Source organism: Mesorhizobium sp. M0011, from assembly GCF_040324155.1.
Taxonomy (GTDB): Bacteria; Pseudomonadota; Alphaproteobacteria; order Rhizobiales; family Rhizobiaceae; genus Mesorhizobium.
On the sequence record NZ_JAMYVQ010000034.1, the window covers coordinates 43,421 to 64,320 of the forward strand.

Annotated in this window: 17 protein-coding genes and 4 pseudogenes; 2 read left to right on the plus strand and 19 right to left on the minus strand. The window is 59.7% G+C overall.

Features of this window, described 5'->3' with window-relative positions; all coding sequences use genetic code 11:
- The first annotated feature begins 7 nt into the window (after positions 1–7).
- Together NKK51_RS27505 and NKK51_RS27510 are read left to right on the plus strand one after the other, a co-directional pair.
- Positions 8–613, plus strand: coding sequence for a hypothetical protein (locus NKK51_RS27505; protein WP_352555275.1), 606 nt, complete (start codon positions 8–10; stop codon positions 611–613).
- Entirely contained in the window at positions 610–804 is a 195-nt protein-coding gene (locus NKK51_RS27510) for a hypothetical protein (protein ID WP_352555277.1), read from the plus strand. Before NKK51_RS27505 ends, NKK51_RS27510 begins: the two co-directional genes overlap by 4 nt.
- Before the next feature lie 308 nt (positions 805–1,112).
- On the opposite strand, the pseudogene NKK51_RS27515 reads toward NKK51_RS27510, so the two are convergent.
- From NKK51_RS27515 to tnpB (NKK51_RS27605), 19 genes and pseudogenes are all read right to left on the minus strand, one after another.
- Positions 1,113–1,976, minus strand: a pseudogene (locus tag NKK51_RS27515) (IS110 family RNA-guided transposase); the annotation flags it as partial.
- Positions 1,977–2,203: 227 nt separating this feature from the next.
- A pseudogene (locus tag NKK51_RS27520) lies at positions 2,204–2,395 on the minus strand (IS21 family transposase); the annotation flags it as partial.
- 806 nt (positions 2,396–3,201) lie between these two features.
- Positions 3,202–4,855, minus strand: a pseudogene (tnpC, locus tag NKK51_RS27525) (IS66 family transposase).
- Positions 4,856–4,919: 64 nt separating this feature from the next.
- Entirely contained in the window at positions 4,920–5,273 is a 354-nt protein-coding gene (gene tnpB, locus NKK51_RS27530) for an IS66 family insertion sequence element accessory protein TnpB (RefSeq protein ID WP_352555278.1), read from the minus strand.
- Positions 5,270–5,725, minus strand: a complete 456-nt coding sequence (tnpA, locus tag NKK51_RS27535) for an IS66-like element accessory protein TnpA (RefSeq protein WP_352555280.1) — start codon at positions 5,723–5,725, stop codon at positions 5,270–5,272. The genes tnpB (NKK51_RS27530) and tnpA overlap by 4 nt, the downstream gene beginning before the upstream one ends.
- A 65-nt stretch (positions 5,726–5,790) precedes the next feature.
- Entirely contained in the window at positions 5,791–6,066 is a 276-nt protein-coding gene (locus NKK51_RS27540) for a hypothetical protein (protein WP_352555282.1), read from the minus strand.
- 63 nt (positions 6,067–6,129) lie between these two features.
- A complete protein-coding gene (locus NKK51_RS27545) occupies positions 6,130–6,447 on the minus strand; it encodes a hypothetical protein (protein ID WP_352555284.1) in 318 nt (105 codons plus the stop codon).
- A 120-nt stretch (positions 6,448–6,567) separates the two neighbouring features.
- A complete protein-coding gene (locus NKK51_RS27550) occupies positions 6,568–7,734 on the minus strand; it encodes a mandelate racemase/muconate lactonizing enzyme family protein (protein WP_352555286.1) in 1,167 nt (388 codons plus the stop codon).
- 278 nt (positions 7,735–8,012) lie between these two features.
- Complete coding sequence (lhpI, locus tag NKK51_RS27555; protein ID WP_352555302.1) at positions 8,013–8,990, minus strand: bifunctional Delta(1)-pyrroline-2-carboxylate/Delta(1)-piperideine-2-carboxylate reductase; 978 nt, start codon at positions 8,988–8,990, stop codon at positions 8,013–8,015.
- A 93-nt stretch (positions 8,991–9,083) separates the two neighbouring features.
- Positions 9,084–10,355 carry an FAD-dependent oxidoreductase gene (locus tag NKK51_RS27560; RefSeq protein WP_352555288.1) on the minus strand — a complete coding sequence of 424 codons (1,272 nt, stop codon included), beginning with the start codon at positions 10,353–10,355 and terminating at the stop codon, positions 9,084–9,086.
- Between the two features lie 123 nt (positions 10,356–10,478).
- Entirely contained in the window at positions 10,479–11,105 is a 627-nt protein-coding gene (locus tag NKK51_RS27565) for a helix-turn-helix domain-containing protein (protein WP_352555290.1), read from the minus strand.
- A gap of 52 nt (positions 11,106–11,157) precedes the next feature.
- A complete protein-coding gene (locus NKK51_RS27570) occupies positions 11,158–12,021 on the minus strand; it encodes an ABC transporter ATP-binding protein (RefSeq protein WP_352555291.1) in 864 nt (287 codons plus the stop codon).
- Entirely contained in the window at positions 12,018–13,004 is a 987-nt protein-coding gene (locus NKK51_RS27575; protein WP_352555293.1) for an ABC transporter ATP-binding protein, read from the minus strand. Before NKK51_RS27575 ends, NKK51_RS27570 begins: the two co-directional genes overlap by 4 nt.
- Positions 13,005–13,014: 10 nt before the next feature.
- Entirely contained in the window at positions 13,015–13,911 is an 897-nt protein-coding gene (locus NKK51_RS27580) for an ABC transporter permease (RefSeq protein WP_352555295.1), read from the minus strand.
- Complete coding sequence (locus NKK51_RS27585; protein ID WP_352555296.1) at positions 13,908–14,825, minus strand: ABC transporter permease; 918 nt, start codon at positions 14,823–14,825, stop codon at positions 13,908–13,910. The genes NKK51_RS27580 and NKK51_RS27585 overlap by 4 nt, the downstream gene beginning before the upstream one ends.
- Positions 14,826–14,885: 60 nt before the next feature.
- Positions 14,886–16,406, minus strand: a complete 1,521-nt coding sequence (locus tag NKK51_RS27590; RefSeq protein WP_352555298.1) for an ABC transporter substrate-binding protein — start codon at positions 16,404–16,406, stop codon at positions 14,886–14,888.
- A 69-nt stretch (positions 16,407–16,475) separates the two neighbouring features.
- Positions 16,476–17,483 carry a dipeptidase gene (locus tag NKK51_RS27595; protein ID WP_352555300.1) on the minus strand — a complete coding sequence of 336 codons (1,008 nt, stop codon included), beginning with the start codon at positions 17,481–17,483 and terminating at the stop codon, positions 16,476–16,478.
- Between the two features lie 1,094 nt (positions 17,484–18,577).
- Positions 18,578–20,218, minus strand: a pseudogene (gene tnpC / locus NKK51_RS27600) (IS66 family transposase).
- A 76-nt stretch (positions 20,219–20,294) separates the two neighbouring features.
- Entirely contained in the window at positions 20,295–20,606 is a 312-nt protein-coding gene (tnpB, locus tag NKK51_RS27605; protein WP_352555303.1) for an IS66 family insertion sequence element accessory protein TnpB, read from the minus strand.
- Between the last annotated feature and the right edge of the window lie 294 nt (positions 20,607–20,900).

Genomic DNA, 20,900 nt, shown 5'->3' on the forward strand with positions numbered 1-20,900 from the left:
CAGGCACATGTCAGATGGCTTGCCGTTCTACCTCTCAACCCTGGCCGCTGATCCAATCAACGGACGAATTCGATTTACATCAACTGGGCGAGACCGACAGGGCGAAATCGCGATCAAAATTGCGAGAACGATCGATTTTGGAAACTCCAATCTTCGGGGCGGAGAGACCTTTTTAGCAACAAGTCTGCGCGGCCGTCGCCTAGGGCGACAAGTCATTAGGAACAGTTTCCGTTTGTCAGAATTTCTTGGACTTGCAAGAATGAGCATTCATGCTGTTTTGGACGGGCGGTACGCTTGGGCAAGGTGCGGATTCGCGCCAGATCCAGAAGCTTGGCCCCGTATTAAAAAACAACTTCTCTCAGTTCTCGACGCAGAACGCTTCCGGAAAGTCCCCACAGAGCGACACTGGGCGTTGCAAGTGATCGCATCTGATTCTCCGAGGGCGCTGCACATGCTCAGTAAGATCGATACACTTGTGGAATTCGAGGACGCCGGCGAGGATGAACGTGTCCCCTTCGGACGCGCGCTTCTTTGCTCGCTGACGATGTGGCACGGCACCTTTGACATGGCGAGTGAGATGAGCAGAATGATCCTCTTCGGAGACACGCAATGAAGGAAAAGAACTGTTTCTTTGAAGACATCATCCTGGATGTCGAGAGCGAACGATGTGACAGAAACTCTGTCTATGCGCAGAGACTTGCTGAAATGCTTGCGCAAGAGTTCGCGGGCTACCTCACCAATGAGCAGATTGGATACCTGGACCATGGGTTTCCTTCTCCATCTGCTCCAGCGCCGAAACCGTAATGTCTTGAGGTGGCGCAATACCAAGCCACTGCCGGGTCACATGCTGTTCCTGGAAGAAGATGGCCTTCCGGGCCACCATTGGCATCGCTGATGCCGTGTCGGATTTGTGGCGATCCCGAGACCGTTGAAGCCCATGTTGTCCCCCGCGCCCTTTATCGGCGCTTGGCAGGTAACGAACAGCACGCAATGCAGGGCAGCCTTTTTCGAACCGGCATTCGGTATCAGGCGAAACGGCTGTTCGATCCAGACCTCCTGTGTTCAGTCCATGAGCGGATGCTTGCCACGGCGGACGATTATGGCATGCGGTTCTGCCCACTTTGCCAGGGCGTTGGCACCAAACCAGCGTAGGCGGCAACCTGTCGTCGATTGTCAAACTTGCGCGACAATCCCTCAGACCACAGGACGGCCGCGAACTCCGGACCTATTCCCTTGAGGCTGAGCAGCAGGGCCGGTGTTGGCTCATCTGCCGCGACGAGCAAGGCGTCGCGTGCCTCTTCAACATCCTTGATCTGCTGGATCAGCAACTCGATGCGATCAAGCTCGCGGCTGATCTGCGCCATGAGCGCTGGCGGCAGTGGACGCCCATCTCCGGTAATGAGCGCGTCGAGGCATTTGCGTCGATCGCCTTTCAACGGTTCGTATCCGGACACACCTTGGCTGAACAAAAGGCCCTTTATCCTGTTGACGTGCCTGATCCGCTCGTTCGTCAGCGCCTTCCGCTCCCGCACCAACCGGCGACGGTCTTCCTCCTCCGGCGTTGGCACTCGCAACATCGCGCAAACCCGAGGCTCGCCGCGCTTGTAGGCCAACAACGCTCGAACCAGTGCTTCCCCGTCAATCCTGTCGGTCTTGGCCCGCCGGCGGCGACGCGATGTGGCAATGGATGCCGGGTCCACGACATAACTCTCGATGCCTTCGCGTTCGAGGACCCGATGTATCCAGAATCCATCCAGACCAGCTTCCTGGATTGATATGACCCGGAAACTCTGCCCTGTCCGCACTTCCGCCTTTCGTTGCAGCTCTGCGAAGTGATCGAGCAAACCCGGAATGTCGCCCCCCAACACGAGGTGTCTCGACATTCTCTCGCCCCCACCTGGCGAAAGCGAAGTCACGAGCCATTTTGAACGAGACAGTTCTAACGAGACAAATATTGCGGCAAGATCGACGCGGATAGCGGCCGGGGCTTTGGTGGTGTTGGCTTGCTGCTGACCTCCAGGTGATGTTTGGCGACTTCACTCTGGCAGAGCGCTGGTCGCCTTCCATCCCCATAGGATCTTCAGCAAGTTTGCCGTAGGGGACCGCATTTGGGCTTCCTGAGAGCAGACGTCGTCTGCAGCTTCACTGGAGGTCAAGCAGGCAACTATTGGCAATAATGCGGGGAGAGCGCAGGATTGTCCAAAGCCCTGTAGAGCGCAGCCTCCAGGACCGCGTCCGTGATCTCGTCCCCTAACGGCCAGGCCAGTTCGGCAGCCTCCGCCCGCCGAAGCGTTTCGCGCACCGTCGAGGGCGCTGCGCCCACACGGTATGAGATCGCCTTGTGGCCAAGGCCCTCTTCAAATCGATATCTCAAAATCTCGCGGACACGCCGCATGGTCACTCTCTCCGCAGGCATTTCGTTCCTTCCCTGGACAACCCAAAAGAAGAAACATTCCACCAGCAGAGCACCCGGCCCAAACACCGCCACCAGGGGGCGGCATCATTTCGGAATCAGGGGGCGGTTAATTCTCGGAACGAGGGGGCGACATCATCTCGGAATTTGCAGCCATGGTGCCAGGGGTTCTACGCGGCCATGAATCTCAACATCAAAAAATGGAAACGGCTACTCGACCTCGACAACCCCCAACCACGGCCTGCTGCTGCCGATCCTGATCTACTGCGTCGACAAAAAGGGCAGGCCCGTCCTCGGCAAGCCCAGGCCGGGACCCGAGACCGCGCACTTCATCGAGCACGAGGCGTACAAAGACATCGCCCTCGTCATCCCCGCCCTGCGCGAACTCCACTACGTCACCCGTTATGACCCGGAGTGATCGGTGCCGGCGCGCCGACCAACAAGCGACCTAAAGATAAAGACGATTTCGGGAAAGGTGCCTTGGCGCACCGCTCTTACCTTTCGGGCGAATCCTTGGTGGTTGATCGGACGCAGACAGACGGACCGGATTCCATGGCGCTCGTAGTTGTCGAGAAGCGCCTCGAAGTCTGGCGGGTTTGCAACGTCGACCGTCGGGAGGGCCGAGATCTTCCGCTCCGGATATCGGACAACGGCTGCCTCGAGATTTCGAAAGAATGCATCGGTAACTTCGTATGCGGCGTCTCCGCCCCATTGATTTTTTGGTTGCAACGGTCAGGTCGAGCGCTTGCAGATGGTCCTATGAGCACGTCGGGGAGTCCCGGACGAGCTCATTGTGAGGCGCTGGTCCGTTGCGCATAGGCCCAGGGCATGAGGGCGTCGATGTCTTTGGAGAGGTGGCCATTTGCGAGGCTGATGAAGAGATCGCGCAAATAGGCATAGGGCTCGACACCATTCATCTTGCATGTGCCGATCAGGCTGGCGAAACGGGCCCAATTGCGGCCGCCTTCATCATGGCCGGCAAAGAGAGCATTGCGGCGGTTCATGGCTGGACTTCTGATCGCGTTTTCGACGAGGTTGGAGTCGATGTCGACTTGGCCGTCGTCCAGGAACAGTCGAAAGCCGTCTTGACGTCTCAGCATATAGGCCATGGCTTCGCCGAGGTCGGACTTGCGCGAGACACGCGCGGCCTGAGCTGTCAGCCAGGTAAAGAACTCATTGACCAGCGGGCGGGACAGGGTCTGGCGGACCGCCCGGCGATGATCGGGATCTGAACCTCGGATACCGTCTTCGATCTTGTAGAGAGCGGCGATGCGTAACAGCGCCTCGTCAACGATGGGCGAGCCCTTCTTCGGCTTTGCCTTGATCAGCTTTCTGCGGCCATGTGCCCAGCAGAAAGCCAGCCTCAACGGATCGCCGCCCACGCGGTCTGGCGTGGCCAGGTGAGAGTAGCCGCCATAGGCATCGACCTGGATCGTGCCGTTGAAGCCGTCGAGGATTTCTGCGGCATATTCGCCTTTACGCCCCGGTCGATAATGGAACACCACGCCCGGTGGTGCAGATCCGTTCCAACCGCGGTCGTCGCGCAGCACGGCCCAGAGATAACCGGTCTTCGTCTTGCCCCGCCCCGGATCCAGCACCGGAGCCGTAGTCTCATCGACATAGAGCCGCGTACTTTCCCACATCAGCCGTTTGGCCATGTGGTCTACCACCGGCGCGATTGCTCCACCCGTGCGCCCCATCCAGTCGGCCGGGGACCGTGCGGTCGATCGGCACCCCGTGCCGAGCCATGACCGCAGCCTGCCGGTTCAGCGGCATATGTTCGGAATGCTTGGACACGGCGATCTGTGCCAGGAGGGCTTCGGTCGGCCAGCTTCCTTCCAGCAGATGCGCCGGCGCCCTGGCCTGGACCACGCCCGTCCGACCCTTAGGACACGCGTATTTCGGGCGGATCGTGACGATTACCTGGTAGCGCGCCGGAATCTGGTCAAGCCGCTCCGTCCGATCTTCGCCGATCCGGAGCATGTTGCCGCAACCACAGGGACAGACAATGCTATCGGGCTCGATCACCCGCTCGACCCGCGGCAGGCTCTGGGGCAGTGCGCGCGCCTTGCGCTCTTTGCGAGGGGCGCTCTTTTCGGGATCAACTGCGCTTGCCGCGATCTTTTCCTCGACGAAGGCGATCTGCGCCTGCGTTTCGGCAATTGCCGTCTCCAGGTCCTCCAGCGCCAGTTCCATCTGCGTCGGATCGAGCTTTTCCGATTTCGGCCCGAACTTCGTGCGGCGGTAGTCCTGAACCTGGCTCTCCAGCTTCTCGATCAGTTCCTTCAGCTCGGTGATGAAGGCGTCCTTTTCAGCCACCACCGCCTGCTCATGCTGACGGGCCGCACGCTCGACCGACAGCTCGAACTGGACGGCCGCAAAGGCGTTCACCACCTCTGCAGGCAGGTCCGGGAACTGGCTGAGATCAAGGGGCGCAGACATGCACCTTCATAGCAAATCGAAGCAAAAAAGCCCAATAAAACAACGCCAAAATCGGGCCGGTGAGTCACCCTGCCGCAGCGGGCGGCGCTACCCGCTGCGCCACCACGCGTCGCCAGTCAAGACCTTCGAACAAGGCTTCGAACTGCCCCCGCGACAGCCGCATCGTTCCATCCTGCACTTTGGGCCAGGCAAAACCACCCTGTTCCAGGATTTTGTAGGTCAGCACCATTCCGGTGCGATCCCACACCAGGATTTTTACACGATCCCCGCGCTTCGACCGGAAGATCACCGTCACCCCGGAATGCGGATCAAGCTTCAACTCGGTCTGCACCATCAAGGCCAGCGCCTGATGACCACAGCGGAAGTCCACGGGGCGCGTCGCGATCAGGATCGGTAATCGTTGGCCCGCGACGATCATGCCGCCCCTCGCATCGCGCGCACCAAGGCCGCAGCCCGGTCAACCGGCACATCGCCGGGAAACCTCACCACGAGGTCTGCGCCTATTTCTACCGTCACGATCCCCGAAGAGGCCTCGACCGGCTCCGGGACCGGCAAAGCATCGGCAGCTTCCTTCGGCCCCGTCGTAATCGCCAGGGGCACGAAGGCAGGCTCGAAAGCCCCGCTCTCCACGGCAGATAAGGCGGGCATCAGGTCTGCCGGCAAGGTCAGAAGCCCTTCACGCGCCTGCCGGCGCCAGTCCGAAAGCTGATGCGCAATGAGATCATGACGACGCGCAACATCAACAACCCGCGCACCGGATTGAAGGCTCTCCGCGACAATCCGCGCCTTCAGATCATTGGGCCATCGTCGGTTTCCACGACGAGGCTCGACAACTTCGCATCGCCCAACAAATCCCTCACCATCCGCCATGCCAAATCTCCAGCTCCTGCCGAAAACCTTCTGGCAGAAACCTCAATGTTCAGAAACACGCGGAATCAATGGGGTGTAGGCGGCGCATACGTAACTTCGCTGTCGTGCGAGCGCTGACGCTCGTGCGTCACACGGTCCCCATCAAGCGAAGTGCTGATTAACGTGTCTTCGGCATCCAGGAAAGCCCATGCGCGCGCGTCCAGTCGCTGCAGGTTCGTGCAGACGACGAACTGACCTTGGGAAAACTTTTCCCGACACAAGTCACGAACGGCTTCCAGCAGATCGACGCGCAGCAGGGGCTCGCCACCCTGGAATTCGATCTTGATATCCGGACCTTCCAAGCCTCGAGGAACGAAAGGACTCCCGAGAGGGCATCGTGCGACCAATCGAACCCGCGAGCCTTCTCAGAAGCCCGAGAAACCTCGCAATACCCACAAGCGAGATTGCACCTGAGCGTCGGGCACCAGGATGACGTAGTTCATTCTCCTCGGCTTGGACTGCCGCCGCGCCCATCGGTAGGCAAACGATGTCCAAGGAAGGTCGAACTCTTGGTCGAAGCCGTGATTCCCTTCCCTAAAAAATGCTGTGTCGACGGTGGAGAGGCTATCGGTGGCGTACCTATCCAGGAAGCTTTGGCTGGACTTGAAGAATCCGCCTGCATCATCGGAGAAAAGCACCGAACCGTCCGGTATCTCTCGGAACTTCAGTGGCCACACGTTCATCGACGTTCCCGCCCAAAGGCTCCGCAAGCGTTGCGGGCTTGCGGTTTCACCGAAGTACCACCACAACTGGGCGGCTTAACCGTTCCATTTCCGATAGTGCCGAATCGGCCGGGGACCGGTCTAATGCAGCGGAATACGCCGGTGGCGACCTGGCGAACTCGGGTCGAAAAAATGGTCGAGGGGCCCGTGGTCGGAATAGTGTCGCGCCCAGTGCGCCAACGCTTCCTGATCAATTATGACGCCAAGTCCCGGCCCGTTAGGGACGGCCACAACGTTGTCTCTTTGCCGAAACGGGCCGCCCTCGATCACATCGCCAACCTGCCACCTAAAGAGAGATTGGCTAGGTTCTTTGATCCAGTGAGTGGCCGCCGACACGTGAAGATAAGCTGCCGTACAGATGCCAGCGTCCCCCGAGTAGCACCAGAAGCCTACGCCCATCGCCTCGCAGGCGCCTATGAACCGAATCGCCCGATTTATTCCGCCCAGCACCGCGAAATTCGTTACGAAGTAATCGGGCACACCGAGCGCCACAGCGCGGCGCAGGTCAGGATTGTGAGTGGAGAATGGAACAATTGAATGCTGCCGCAGCTGCGCCATCTCCTCGAATGTGGCCACCGGATCTTCGTAGTTGCGAACATTGAACGGCTCGATTTCGCGCAGGACCCAGCGCGCTGTCGTGACCGACCACTGCATGTTGGAGTCGAGCCGGATCATCGCCTCATCGCCTAGCCGCTCCCGCAGGAGCTTGACTGTCCGCACTTCCAGCATCGGGTCGCCCAGAATCAGTTTGCCTTCGAAGAACGTGCTGCCATGCACTTCGCGCATCGAAACGCAGTAATCCGCCACCTCTTCCGCACTCATTTCACGATCTGGTCGAAAACCGAAGTATTCGGTGAACGGAATTTGGTCGCGTACCTTGCCTCCCAACAAGTTGCAGAGCGGCTCGTTCCAAGCCTTGCCGCGCAGATCCCACAGCGCAATCTCGATTGCGCCGAACGCCTTGACAACCCTTGCGTCGTCGGTGTTTTGAACGATCTGCCAAGGGGGCACGCACACGCGTTCGCAAGCGGCAATGTCGATAGGATCCTTGCCTTTGAGTGCCTCGCCCATGGCGCTAATAAGATCCACTGCATCCGTGCTTGGCGCCTCGCCCAGACCTGTGAGCCCCTCATCGGTGAATACTTCGACAATCGTCTTGGACGTGCCGGGATAATACCCGCCGGTCCACCACATCGGTGCCTCAAGGGGGATGTTGACGGGCGTGGCCCGGATTCCGGTAATTTTCACATTATGCCTCGCACGCAGATATTGCTCGTCACAGCGCGTCGCTCGTCAGGTCCGCCGCCATTGACGACGTCCGAAAGCGCCTGCTAGGCAGGCTCGGGCGCGGCGGCCCTTCTCTGTAAGTCCGCCCCCTGACCAGAGCGCTTTGGGTCATACAGTGTTTCCCTTCCAGAAATTAGCAGCCGGCTCCTTGCCGTTTCGAGAAGCGTCCTGACAAGAAGTTCCTGGCGTTGCCCTCGGCCGCGGCGCCGCGACCGAGGCTGGGTGTAACGGCGGTTGCGCTAAGCACGACCAACCGCGCAAACACTCTTGTAGACCATGCGCGCTGCGACAAGGTCAGCCAAGCCGGATCCAACCGCCTTGAAATAGGTGATCTCGTCGTCGGCGGTTCGGCCCTTCAATTTGCCGTGCGCAAGATCCGCGAGCGTGCCGAGAACATGCTCTTTGGCAACGACGCCGCCTTCTAGGGGCTGAACAAGGTCACCCGCTTCGTGCAGCGCCTCATGCGTGTCGACAAATGCCCTGGACATCATCAAAGCCGCATCGTCCGATTCTCTCATTCTTGGTGTAAAGGCGCCAATGAGATCGATGTGCGTTCCCTTCCGGACCCATTTGCCCTTGATGACTGGCTCGGTTGCAAGCGTGGCGGCAGTGACGATGTCCGTGGCTGAAATTGCCTTTTCCAGGTCCGTCACGACTTCAGCGGCGATCCCCCGCTCGTTCAGCGAGCGGACGAGCTTTTGAGCGCTCTCAGGCTCGATATCCCAAACCGACACTTTCTCGATCGGTCTGACGGCGCGGTAAGCATCAGGAATGAGACTGCCGACACGGCCGGCGCCAATGACGAGCAGCGAGCGAGCGTCCTCCCGGGCCAGGAACCGAGCGCCCAGTGCGGCTGTGGCCGCTGTCCGCCGTGAGGTGATGACATTGCCATCCATCAGGCACAGCTGTTGGCCTGTGACTGCGTCGTAGAGGATGTAAGTGGATGTCAGCCCGGGTAAGCTGCGGGCGGCGTTTCCGGGGACCACAGTGACGAGTTTGACTCCTAGGAACTGATCCTGATCATCGGGTTTGGTCCAGGCTGGCATGAGGAGAAGGGTTGCAGCCGGCTCATCGGTCTTCTCAAGATGATGGTGATGTCGGGCAGGCACGACACAGCCGTTAGCAAATCCGGTCTGTAGCGCGTCGACGAGAGCCTTGAAGGGAAGGCTGGTCGCGGTGTTCGGCGCGTCGACAATGCTGAGGGAGGCATTAGTCATAGCCTTTTGATCCTTGTCATATGCCCGGTTTGCCGGGGTCATTCCTGTGGTCATCTGCAAGGGCGGCACATCAAAGTCGCGAAAGCGGTACGGTTATGAAAGCCATCTGGCCCTCGAACTCACGTCAGTCATCGATGCCCGTTCGCCTGTGATCCTCTGCGCCAGCAGCTCACCGCAGCCAAGCGACATGGTCCAGCCGAGTTGCCCGTGCCCGGCGTTGATCCATAAATTGTCGAACCTTCGGATCCGCCCCAGATAGGGAGGACCAGCGGCTGTGGTCGGTCGCAGACCGGACCAGAATTCCGCCGTCTTGAGATCCACCGCGTCTCCGAAAGACCGTCGCATGTAGTCGGTGAGGCGTTCGATGCGCTTCCCGGGCACGGAGCGATCGCGACCCGCAAATTCGGCGATCGCCGTTACCCGAATTTTTCCGCCGTAGGTCGCTACCGCCAGCAATTCCGTCTCGTCCACATAGGGCAACGCCGGCACCCCGGCGGGATCTGTAACCGTCCACGTGCCGGAATAGCCCTTTACCGGGTATATGTTTGGACGAAAGCCAAGCGGGCTGGTTATGTCCGGCGTTTCGACACCTGTCGCCAGGATCACTCCCGCGCACGCTATTTCCCCGCGCTCGGTCTTGACCGCTTCGATGGTGTTTCCTGTGCGGCGAAAGCCAGTGACACGCGTGTTGAAATGCAGGCTGACCCTGCATGCCTGGTTCAAGTAGGCAGCCGTCCGTTGGCTAAACAGTTGGCAATCACCCACGGAGTCCGCTGCACTGAACAGCCCCCCGACAAGGTTGGGCAATACCGACAGCGCGGGCTCGCGCGCAATGAGCGCGCCGCGGCTAAGCAGTTCGATCGAGCCGTTCCCTTGGCGCTTGATAGAGGCGGCATGGGCATCGAACTGGCTCTGATCCTGGAACAGGTAAAGGCCGCCGTGATGTCGGGTTTCCTTTGGCAGGTCCATTTCGGTTTCGGCCGCCGCCACGAGAGCACGGCTGTAGTGGCTCAGACGCTGAAGCTTGTCGGTGTTCCTATGATGAGCCGAAGGGCGGCAGTTGAGCAGGAACCCAACACCCCAACGCCACAGCGCAGGATCGCTTAGCCGTGTGATTTGGACCGACGGGTCACGTCCAGCAATCGCCTTCATCATGGCGCCGATGGCTTGTGGCCCTGCCCAGGCCTTCGCATGCCCGACAGCGATGATCCCAGCGTTCGCGCGGCTGCACATTTCGGCAGGGCCGGACAATGCGTCAATGACAGCTACATTGATGCCGCGCTTTGCAAGCGCGTATGCGGTCATGATTCCGGCCACCCCGGCGCCAACCACGGCGATGCTGCCAGTCCCAATTGCGTCACTCATAAAACGTCGCCACCTTCATCAATCCATCCCTCAGGCCTTGGCACGCCCGCCAAAGCGGAGATGCGATACAGCTCGCCGCATTTTCGGCAAAATCCATCGTGCGCTACGGCCGCGAGGCCGCTTTTAATCGGCTGAGGAATTGGGCTGGACCAGTACTCCGTGGACGCGCGTGGCGATCCACAAGATCAGTGCATCCTCCTCGCTTGCCGAGACGAGCGCATGACCCATGGTTGAATCGTAGTAGCTGCTGTCGCCAGGCAGGAGGCGGACGGGTGCATAGTGCTCGGTGTGCAAGATCACTTCACCTGACAGCACATAGAAGAACTCCTCCCCCAGATGGCCCTCGATTTTGGAGAATTCTTTGATCGAGTGCGCGCGCACACGCGTCAGCAGAGGCGTGAATTGCTTGGCTGCAAGATCGGCGCCAAGCAATTCGTATTCGTAGTGAGGTGTCCGTTGCAGAATGCCCTCGCCGCCTCTGGTGACGACAAGGCGGCCTGCCGCACCGGACTTGCTGCTCGTACTGCCGAAGAGCTCCGTCACATCGACGCCTAGTCCAACTGAAAGGCGAAGGATTGTGTCGTATGTCGGAGACACTTGACCATTTTCGATTTTCGATACAGCCGAAATCGAGAGGCCCGCCCTCTGCGCTAAGTCATTCAGAGTGAGCCTGAGTTGCTTGCGCAGCTTCTGAACGGTAACTCCGATCGGTGGATATTTGTGCTTCTGTATGGAATCCAACTGCGTCATCTCTATTTCATTTTACCGAATCGCCCCGGGGCGTCAGATGTCCTTTTATCAGTCAGGGAGCAATGTAGGATGGATGCTCGCGCATCGCCTGGCGGGCAGCGGCGTCAGCCCTCAGATCGGGAACACCGGCACCTGGCGCGACCGTCAGCGTCGAGTTCAGCAGAAGCTGTGTGTAGGGATGGCGGGGCTTTTCGAAGACTCGCTCGGACACGTTCATTTCTACGACCCGGCCCAGGTACATTACCGCCACGTGCGTGGTCATATGCTGGATCACGCTCATGTTGTGGCTGATCATGACGTATGTCAGATCGAATTCCTCGCGCAGCTCCAAAAGCAGATTGAGCACTTGGGACTGAACCGACACGTCAAGCGCCGAGGTCGGCTCGTCGCATATCAGCAGTTTCGGGCGTGAGATCAGGGCTCTTGCGATAGCGACGCGCTGCCGCTGACCGCCCGACATCTGGCTGGGATAAGCTTCGAGAAAGCGAGTGGGCAGGCCCACAATGTCCAGGATCTTTTGCGCGCGCTCTCGCCGCTGCGCCGACGTGCCCTCGCCGCGCAAATAAAGCGGATAGGCCACGATCGTGCCGACGGTCTGGCGCGGGTTCAGGGACGAGTACGGATCCTGGAAAATGAAACCAACCCGTTCTGCGATCTGTCGGCGCGTCATGCCGACGATCGGGCGACCATCCAGGAAAGCCTCGCCTTGAGTCGGCGGGAGCAGACCCAGCATGATTTTTGCGAGCGTGCTTTTTCCTGACCCGGATTCACCGACGATACCAAGAACGTCGCCCCTCCCGACGCGGATCGAAACGTCATCCACAGCACGCATCGGCGCGCTGTGGCCGAAAATCCCTCTTCGGCCGCCGTATTCGTGCGAGACCTTGCGCAACTCGAGAACAGGTTTGTCGCTCATGCCACGACCTTCAGAAGGATTTTGGCTTCGCCGGCCTTTATGCAGCGTGCCTCATGGCCTTCGCCGATTTTCGCCAGTTCAATCGGCCTGCGGCACGCATCGGAAGCGAGAGGACACCTATCGTAGAAGTGGCAGCCCTCCATCCGGGTCAGAAGGGACGGCACCGTGCCGCCTATCGAGGGCAAGGGCTTCATTCGCGGATGCGAGGGATCGGGTACTGAACCGAGCAACGCACGAGTGTAGGGATGGGAAGGATTGGTGAACAGCTTCTCGGCGGGCGCTGTTTCCACCACCTGGCCTGCATACATCACGATAACCCTGTCGGCGATGCGCGATACGAGCCCCAGATCGTGGGTGATCATGATCATCCCCATCCCGAAAGACTTCTGCAGGTCGATGAGAAGCCGCAGCAGTTCAGCCTGTATGGTCACGTCGAGGGCCGTTGTCGGTTCGTCTGCCACGATGAGCTCGGGCTCGCACATGAGTGCCATGGCGATCACGACACGCTGGCGCATGCCGCCCGAAAGTTCGTGGGGGTAACTGTTCAAACGCTGCCGCGCATTGGCAATTCCGACCTGTTCGAGCAGATGGATCGCCCGCTCCCTCGCCTCCCGGCGGGAAGAGTTGCGATGCGCACGATAAACATCCGTCAATTGCCGTCCGATCGTGTGCAGCGGGTTTAGCGCCGTCATCGGCTCCTGAAAGATCATCGACAGACGGTTGCCACGCCAATCGCGAAGTCGGCGCTTCGACATCGTTTGCATGTCGGTCCCGTCGAAGGTCATCCGCCGCGCTGTCCGTTTCGCGACCTTGGGCAAAAGTCCAAGAAGCGACAGCGCAGTGATCGACTTTCCGCAGCCCGATTCACCGACGATGCACAAGGTTTCGCCCCTCGAGACGCTGAAACTGACATCCTGAACGGCGGCGAGAGTTCCGTTCGCCGTGGCGATGTCAATGTTCAGATTTTCCACGTTGAGAAGCATCGGCGTTCCTTTAGTTGCGTCCATCCGGCGACAACACATCGCGCAGACCGTCGCCAAGAAGGTTCGTGCCAAGGACGAGCGTGAACAGAAACACGCCTGGAATGGTGATGAGCCAAGGCTCAAACAGAATCGAGGCTTTGCCTTCGGAGATCATCAGGCCCCATGACGGCAGCGGCGCGGGCACACCGAGACCCAGGAACGAGAGCGCTGCTTCAAGGATCATTGCCTGCGCCATTTCCAAGGTGGCCACCACGACCAAATTGTTGAGAAGGTTCGGAAGGATTTCGTGCCTTACGATCTGCAGGACGGAAGCGCCCTGCAACTCCGCCGCGGTCACGAATTCGGACGACTTCAGCTGGATCGTTGTTGCCCTGGTAACGAGCGCAAACCGGTCCCAAAGCAAAAGGCCGAGCGTCAGCATGACCACTGTGAGTGACGATCCCACGAGCGCCACCACGGCCAGCGACACGAGAATGACTGGCATTGCCAATCGAGCGGTGATGACGAACATCGCCACGCTGTCGACCTTTCCACCGAAATAGCCGGCGCAAACACCGATAGCGGTGCCGATGATGCCTGACACGACGGCGGTCCCAACACCGATCACCAGTGAGATTTGGGCGCCATAGATGATGCGGGAAAGGTAGTCGCGGCCCAACTGGTCTGTGCCAAGCGGGTGCGCCCAACTGCCGCCCGGCGACCAGATTGGAGGCGCGAAGCGGGTCGCAAGTGATTGCAGGTAAGGGTCATAGGGCGCCAGCAGCGGTGCAAACACAGCCATGACGATGACGATGAACAAAACCACGAGCCCAAGCATCAGGCCGCCATGCCTCAGCCACCGCGACGAACTGCTCTTTTTTGCATTCGGTTCCGCTCTTGCCGCGGAAACTGCTGAGGCTTCGGTCATTTGCTGCGCATCCTTGGATCAAGCATGGCATTAAGCATATCGGCGAGCAGGGTTAGCACGACGTAAAACAGCGAGAAGCAGAGCACGAGCGCCTGGACGGTCGGCAGGTCGGCTCGCGATATGCTTTCCCAGGCGAGCGACCCGGCTCCGTGGATGGCGAATACGTTTTCGACAACGACAGAGCCTGCCAGCATGAAACCGAACTGCGCCGATGCCAGGCTGATGACGGGCAATGCTGCATTGCGCAGGGCGTAGTCGAACAGAACGCGCGTCTCAGAAAGGCCCATGGCGCGTGCCGTACGGATATAGTCTGCTTCCAGTGCCGATATCATGCCTGAGCGGGTCAGGCGCATGATTGCCGGCGTGGCGAAGTAGCCTAGGACGACGGTCGGCATGATGAAACCTTGCCAGGACGCGGTTCCCGAGGCCGGCAGGATCGCTAGCTTCACCGAAAACAAGATGATCAGCAGAAGGGCAAACCAGAAGCTGGGCATGGCCTGGCCAACAACTGCGAAGAGCAAAGCCAGCCGGTCCACCAGGCTGTTGGGCCAACGGCCCGCGACCACGCCCAGAGGTACAGCGATGAGCAGGGCCAGGATCAGCGCGAAACACCCCAGCTGCGCCGTCATGGCGAAACGATCGAGAAGAAGCGTCGCGACCGGCTGGCCAAAATAGAGGCTTGTCCCGAAATCGCCGCGAAGAACCCCGGAAAGCCAGTGCAGATACTGAACGATAATGGGCCGATCGAAGCCGTAGAGGTGCCGAAGTCGATCGGCGTCAGCCGCGGTCGAGGCCTGGCCCGCCAAGGCGGCTGCCGGATCACCGGCAGCGAAGATCAGGGCATAGGCGATGAAGGATACGAAAAGCGTGAGTAGGCAAGCCATCAGTATCCGGCGAATTGCGAAGTGCAGCATCGAGCGCTCCTGGCAAAAATCACGCCGTCCAGCCCCGCCCGGCGGCAGGAGGGCAGGAGATCACTTCCATTTCGCGTCGTAGAACGGAATGAACTCGTCGGGGTTGATGTGAAGCTCGAGGTCTTTCGACATCGCGGTGTTCATGCTCCATACCCAAAGCGGTACCCAATAGGCTCGATCGGCGATAAGTTTCAGAGCCTTCGAATAGAGCGCTTTCCGGCGATCCCTGTCCATGATCTTGGAGGCTTCAACGATTGGCGCGACGATCTCCGTGTCGTTCACGACGTCGTCGCCGGTGCCTGCGAAGAAATCACCGACACTCAAGGCGACGTCGCCGACGCCATAAGAGCCCCAATCGCTGTAGTACATATCCTGCTTGTGGTTGCGCCACTGCTCCACGCCTGCGGCATATTGCAGATTGTTGAGCGCAAGGTTGATTCCGACCGCGGCGAGGTTGGCCTTGACCGCTTCTGCCACCGCGACCCCTTCGGGCGAGATGATCATGCTCAGGTTGAGCCCTTTTTCGAATCCAGCTTGCTTGAGCAATTCCTTTGCCTTCTCCGGATTGTACTCATAGGTGGTGACGTCGGTCTCGCAGCCGAACTGAACCGGATTGCACGCCGAGTTGATGATTGGAGAACTTTCTCCCTTGAAGGCGTCGCGTATTTCCTTGCGGTTGATGGCATAGTTGACCGCCTTGCGGACGCGCACATCGGCGAGAGGCGAGTTTGGCACGTGCGGGTCCAGGCTGATTTCGTCGAAACGCATGATGGGCGAGCTTTCCACCTGCACGCCCGGCTGGCTTGCGAGACGCTGGATGTCATCCTTCGGTACACGCCAGATCCAGTCGATATTGCCATTCAGCAATTCGGCATACTGGGTATTGCTTTCCGGCAGGACACGGAAGTTGATCTTGCCGATTATCGGATCTTCCTTTTGTCCGCCCTTATAGTAGTCCGTGAACCGCTCAAGCTTGACGCCGACGCCCGGCGTCAGTTCAACAAGCTTATATGGCCCGGTTCCGATCGGCTTGACCGCCATGCCTGCCGCACCGGCCTTCTCGTAGTAAGCCTTGGAGTAGATCGGCACGTTGCCGGCAAGCATCTCCAGAGCCAACGGGTAAGGCGCCTTCATCGTCAGTCGAACGGTGTCATTGTCCAGCTTTTCAGCCTTGTCGATCCAATTTACAGCGATGGCATATTTGGCGCCAAAGTCAGGGCGGGAGACCAGGTTGAGGGTGAACGCGACGTCGTCGGCAGTTAGCGCATCCCCGTTATGGAATTTTACGCCCTTCCGAATTTTGAAGTCGATCTGCGTGTCGGAATTGAACTTGTAGGACTCGGCCAGCTCCGGAACGAACTTCCCCGTCTTGAAGTCTTTCGAGACGAGGCCATCGTAAAGGATGCGGCCGACGGAGAGCGCCTCACGGCTGGTCGCGGTATAATAGTCCAGCGTCTCGATCTCGTTCGTGAAGGCGACATTGAGCGTGTCGTCCGCCTTGCCCGCGAAAGCTGGCTGGCTGACGGCGATCAGGGCGACGAGCCCGAGGGCGGCTTTGTATTTTGTCACTTTGTTTTTCATGGAAGTTCCCCTGTGATTGATAGGAGTGAGTACCGGCGCACGTCGTGCGTCAGGAGTGTCGCTTCTGCTTCATTCTCCCCAAATGGTTTCGTAAATCCGCAGCAGGTTCTCGCCGTAGATTTTCCGAATGTCGTCAGCCGTAAAGCCACGCCGCAGCAGAGCCTCGGTCAGGGCCAGCATGGTCTTGGGCGTTTCGATGCCTGCGGGATAGATATGTGGGGGCTCAGGATAGGCGTTAGGGCTCCAGATATTTTCGGCCAGATACCCTTTGTATTCCTTTAGCGAAGCAGCGTCGTCCATGTAAGGAGATTGACCGCTGTAGTAATCGATGCCGAGAGTGACGTGCTGCGCCCCGACAAGGTCGCACATGTGTACGATGTGATCGATGAACTGATCCATTGTTGGACGCTTGTCAGACGAAACAAAACCAGGAAACCCCACAACTCCAATCGTGCCGCCATTGTCGGCGATTGCCTTGATCATTTCGTCGGAAATATTGCGAGGCGATGGATAAACGGACTTCGCATTTGCATGAGAGATGATCACCGGCGCAGCAGAATGCTCGATCGCATCCATCGTCGTCTGAACACCGGTGTGCGAGCAATCGACAATCATGCGCGCATGGTTCATGCGCTCGACTACTTGCAACCCAAAGCGGCTCAGCCCGGCATCGGTACGTTCTTCGCAGCCGTCGCCGATGCGATTTTTCACGTTGTAGGCTAGTTGCATGATCCCGACGCCCAGGCCTTTGAAGGCGTCGATGAGATCCAGGCTATCCTCAATCGGGGCGGGACCCTGGAAGTGCAAAATGATGCCCGTCTTATCCTGGGCCTTGGCCTTCCGAATGTCGGCAGCAGTACGGACCAATATCAGATCGTCGCACTCCCTCAGCAGCCTGTACCACGATCCAATCGTCCGCAGCGTCACCGCAGCGCCGTGCCAGTAGCCGACTGTAGGCGCGATCGCTGTCAATCCGCCGGCCTGATAGTCCGCTATACGCTCTTGGTCGTCCAATAGCGGGCACACTGCATCGACGATGATTGCGGCCTCGTGAAGTCGTTTCTCCGCGGCATCCATCCAAGTCCTCCCAGTCAGCCTGTGATCCGTCGGCTCCCACCGACCGTTGCACCCCGACGGGTTTTCTTTTAGGAAACTTTTGTCTGGTTTGCAACAAAATTGTCGTACTGTGGACATAAACGACAAAAGGGGCATCTCTGCCTCACGCACCAAGGGCCGCTTGCCACGCCCTGCGTGCCCAGGTGTCGGCCGCGGCAAGGCGGCCGTCGGCGACCTCGGGCATGAACTCGCAGCTCGGCACGACGCTGCATGACAAGTTGGGGAGCTGCCGAGCTGTGCAGCACGAACACGACTGGGTCGGCGACGATGTACTCACGTCGGCTGCCGCTCGAACAGCATAGTGACGGGCGCGCTATCTCGCACAATGGGTCTATGTGATCGGCAGCTAGAAGACGATAATGGACGTGGAAAGCTCGCCATAGGGCAACCAAGCCAATTCTGCGGCCTGCGCCACACGAATGATGAGCGACCGCGATTGCTTGGCAGGCGCACAGCTTGCTGTTAAGCCGACCATAGGCGGGAGAAGACCCCCAGCGACGACGGCCGAACCATCTCGACGAAACGCTCGAGCAGACTCTCGGCACGCCCGATGAGATTGGTCGACAGTGTTACGGCGCGGCTCGCTAGCTAGTGCCGGTCCATAGTGTGCTGCAGCACACTATGGACGCGCACTAGCTAGCCAATCATCGCGCTTGCTCCGACCGCGGCAGCCGCGGATCAGGCCGCCTTGATGGCACCCTCACACTGAGAGCCAAGCTCACATATTGATACGCAGAAGTGGCTTGCCGACGCAAAATAGGCGGAGCATGGATCAGTCCGGCTGAACCGCGCCGGGATCGCCAGAGACCGCTTCGTCTACATTGTTACGGCTGCCGCGTCGTCGATGACGGACGCGACATACAGGAAGCCGGTCAGATGGCGAGGTAGCTAAAACCCGACCAAGCTGTTCGCTGGCGTGGAACTGGCAGTTGACGCGAATCCAGCGGGCCAAGCCGGCGCGTCGCTCTTCGGGGTCTTCACAGGCTTGCGACGAATCGATCGCGCGGGGCACGCTATGCCGTTTCGTCAGAACGCCTAAGTGCTGGGGTAAGCGGTCAGCCGATAACGTCAGGCCTAAAGTTCCAAGGCATGAGCATTTCGATTTCGGATGCCGGCCAGCCTTGAGCGATGCGGGTCAAGGTCTGCGAGAGCCAGTCGAGCGGATCGACGCTGTTCATTTTGCAGGTTTGCAGCAAGGTGGCTACCGTCGCCCAGGTTCGTCCACCGCCGTGGCTGCCGGCGAATAGACTATTCTTTCGCGTGATCGTCTGGGGCCTGATTGCACGCTCGACGATATTGGAGTCGATCTCGATGCGACCGTCCATCAGAAAGCGTTCCAGCGCCTCCCGCCGGGTGAGCGCGTAGCGGATCGCCTCAGCGGTCTTGGATTTTCCGGAGACCTTGCCCAGTTCCGCTTCCCATAGATCGAAGAGGCTCGCGACAATGGCCACGGACTTTTACTGACGGAGCGCGGCGCGGCTTCCGGCATCCTTGCCGCGAACCTCGTCCTCGACCTTCCACAATTCGGTCATGGCGATGATCGTTACCGTCGCGGCCTGTGAGACCCCGCTGATGTGCAGGTCGTAGAATTTGCGCCGCAGGTGAGCCCAGCACCCGGCGAGCCGGATTGTTTCATTGCTGCCGGCTTTGGCCCGTGCCTTGACCAGGTTGGTATAGGCCGAGTAGCCGTCAACCTGCAGGATGCCGCTGAATCCAGCGAGATGACGCGCCACGCAATCCGCGCCTCGGCTGTCTTCAAAACGATAGGCAACCATTGGCGGACTGGTTCCGCCATAGGGTCGATCATCCCGTGCGTAGGCCCATAGCCAGGCTTTCGTGGTTTGCCCGGAACCGGGGGCAAGGGTGGGCAAGGTCGTCTCGTCGGCGAAGACCCTTTCGCCCTCCTTGACGCACCCAAGGATGTAATCGGCGAGCATCTGCAACTCGAAGCCCAGGTGCCCCATCCACTGCGCCATCAGCGATCGGCTGAGCTCGACACCGTCACGCAGATAAATCGCCTCCTGCCGGTAAAGCGGGAGGCCGTCGGCGTATTTCGACACGGCGATGTAGGCGAGCAGCCGCTCCGTCGGCAGGCCGCTTTCAACGATGTGCGCCGGCGCCAGAGCCTGGACCACGCCGTCACGGCCCCGGAAAGCGTATTTGGGACGGCGCGTGACGATGACCCGGAACTTCGGCGGCACGACGTCCAGTCGCTCGCAGCGGTCCTCGCCGATCAGAACCTTTTCCAGCCCCTCGCAGTCGCCCGGGATTTCCGGCTCGACGACCTCCTCGATGCGTTCGAGGTGGGCAGCAAAGCCCTTGCGCGGACGCGGGGCGCGCTTCGGCTTGTTGCCGACCGCGCGGTCGAGTTCGCTCCGGATTTCCGAAAGGCCGGTCTCGACCTCTTCGAAGGCAAAGGAGGCCTGCTCGTCGTCGATGGCCAGGCGTAGCCGCTCGGAACGCGTGCCATGTTGCGTGCGCTGTAAAACTTTCAGGATCGACGTGAGATTGGCGATCCGCTCGTTGGCGCTTTTCTCGACAGCTTTCAGCCGGGCGACCTCCGCCTCAGATGCTGCGATCCGAACTTCGGCGACTGCGATCCGGGCCTCGCTTGCAGCCTGCTCGCGAGCCATGGAAAGGATCATCGCCTTCAGCGCATCAACGTCGTCGGGAAGGGCAAGACCCGGTAGAACCATGGCAAGCAACAGAGCACAAAAACAGCCGCTTTCCCAACCGTTCCAGCCGCATGATTCATCTTGCCGCAGGCCGGTTTCAGCCCGTCGATAACGGCCGCCTGACCCTGGCCGGACGGATCTTTTTCCAGTCCAGTCCGGCCAGAAGCGCCATCAACTGGGCGTGGTCGAGACGCATGCGCGCGGCCGATATCGCAGACCAGCAGAAGCTGTGATCTTCCAGAGTCTTCGAATAAAGACAAACCCCGCTGCCGTCCCACCACACGATGCGAACCCGGTCCGCACGCTTCGAACGGAATACGTGAAGCGCCCCGAGAACGGGTCCAGGCCGCCATCCCTGACCAGCGCCATCAAAGATGCCGCGCCCTTGCGGAAGTCGACCGGCTGGCACGACACGTAAACCACCACACCGGAAGCGATCATGCCTTGCGAACCGCGCGGATGATCCTCGCCAGGCGATCGGGATCAACATCGCCGCCGGCGCGCACCACGGCATCGCCAATGATGATTTCCACCATGTCACTGCCCATCGCTTCAAAGCGCGTGAACTTCGCCGGCTTGCTCGCTCCCTCCGTCAGTGGCGGGTAGTGTGCTGAGAGTTCTGCAAATTCGCTGAGAGAGGGCGGTCATGGCAGGCTGGTGATGTTCAACGTCACCGATTCCCGCGAAGGAACGCCACCATGAC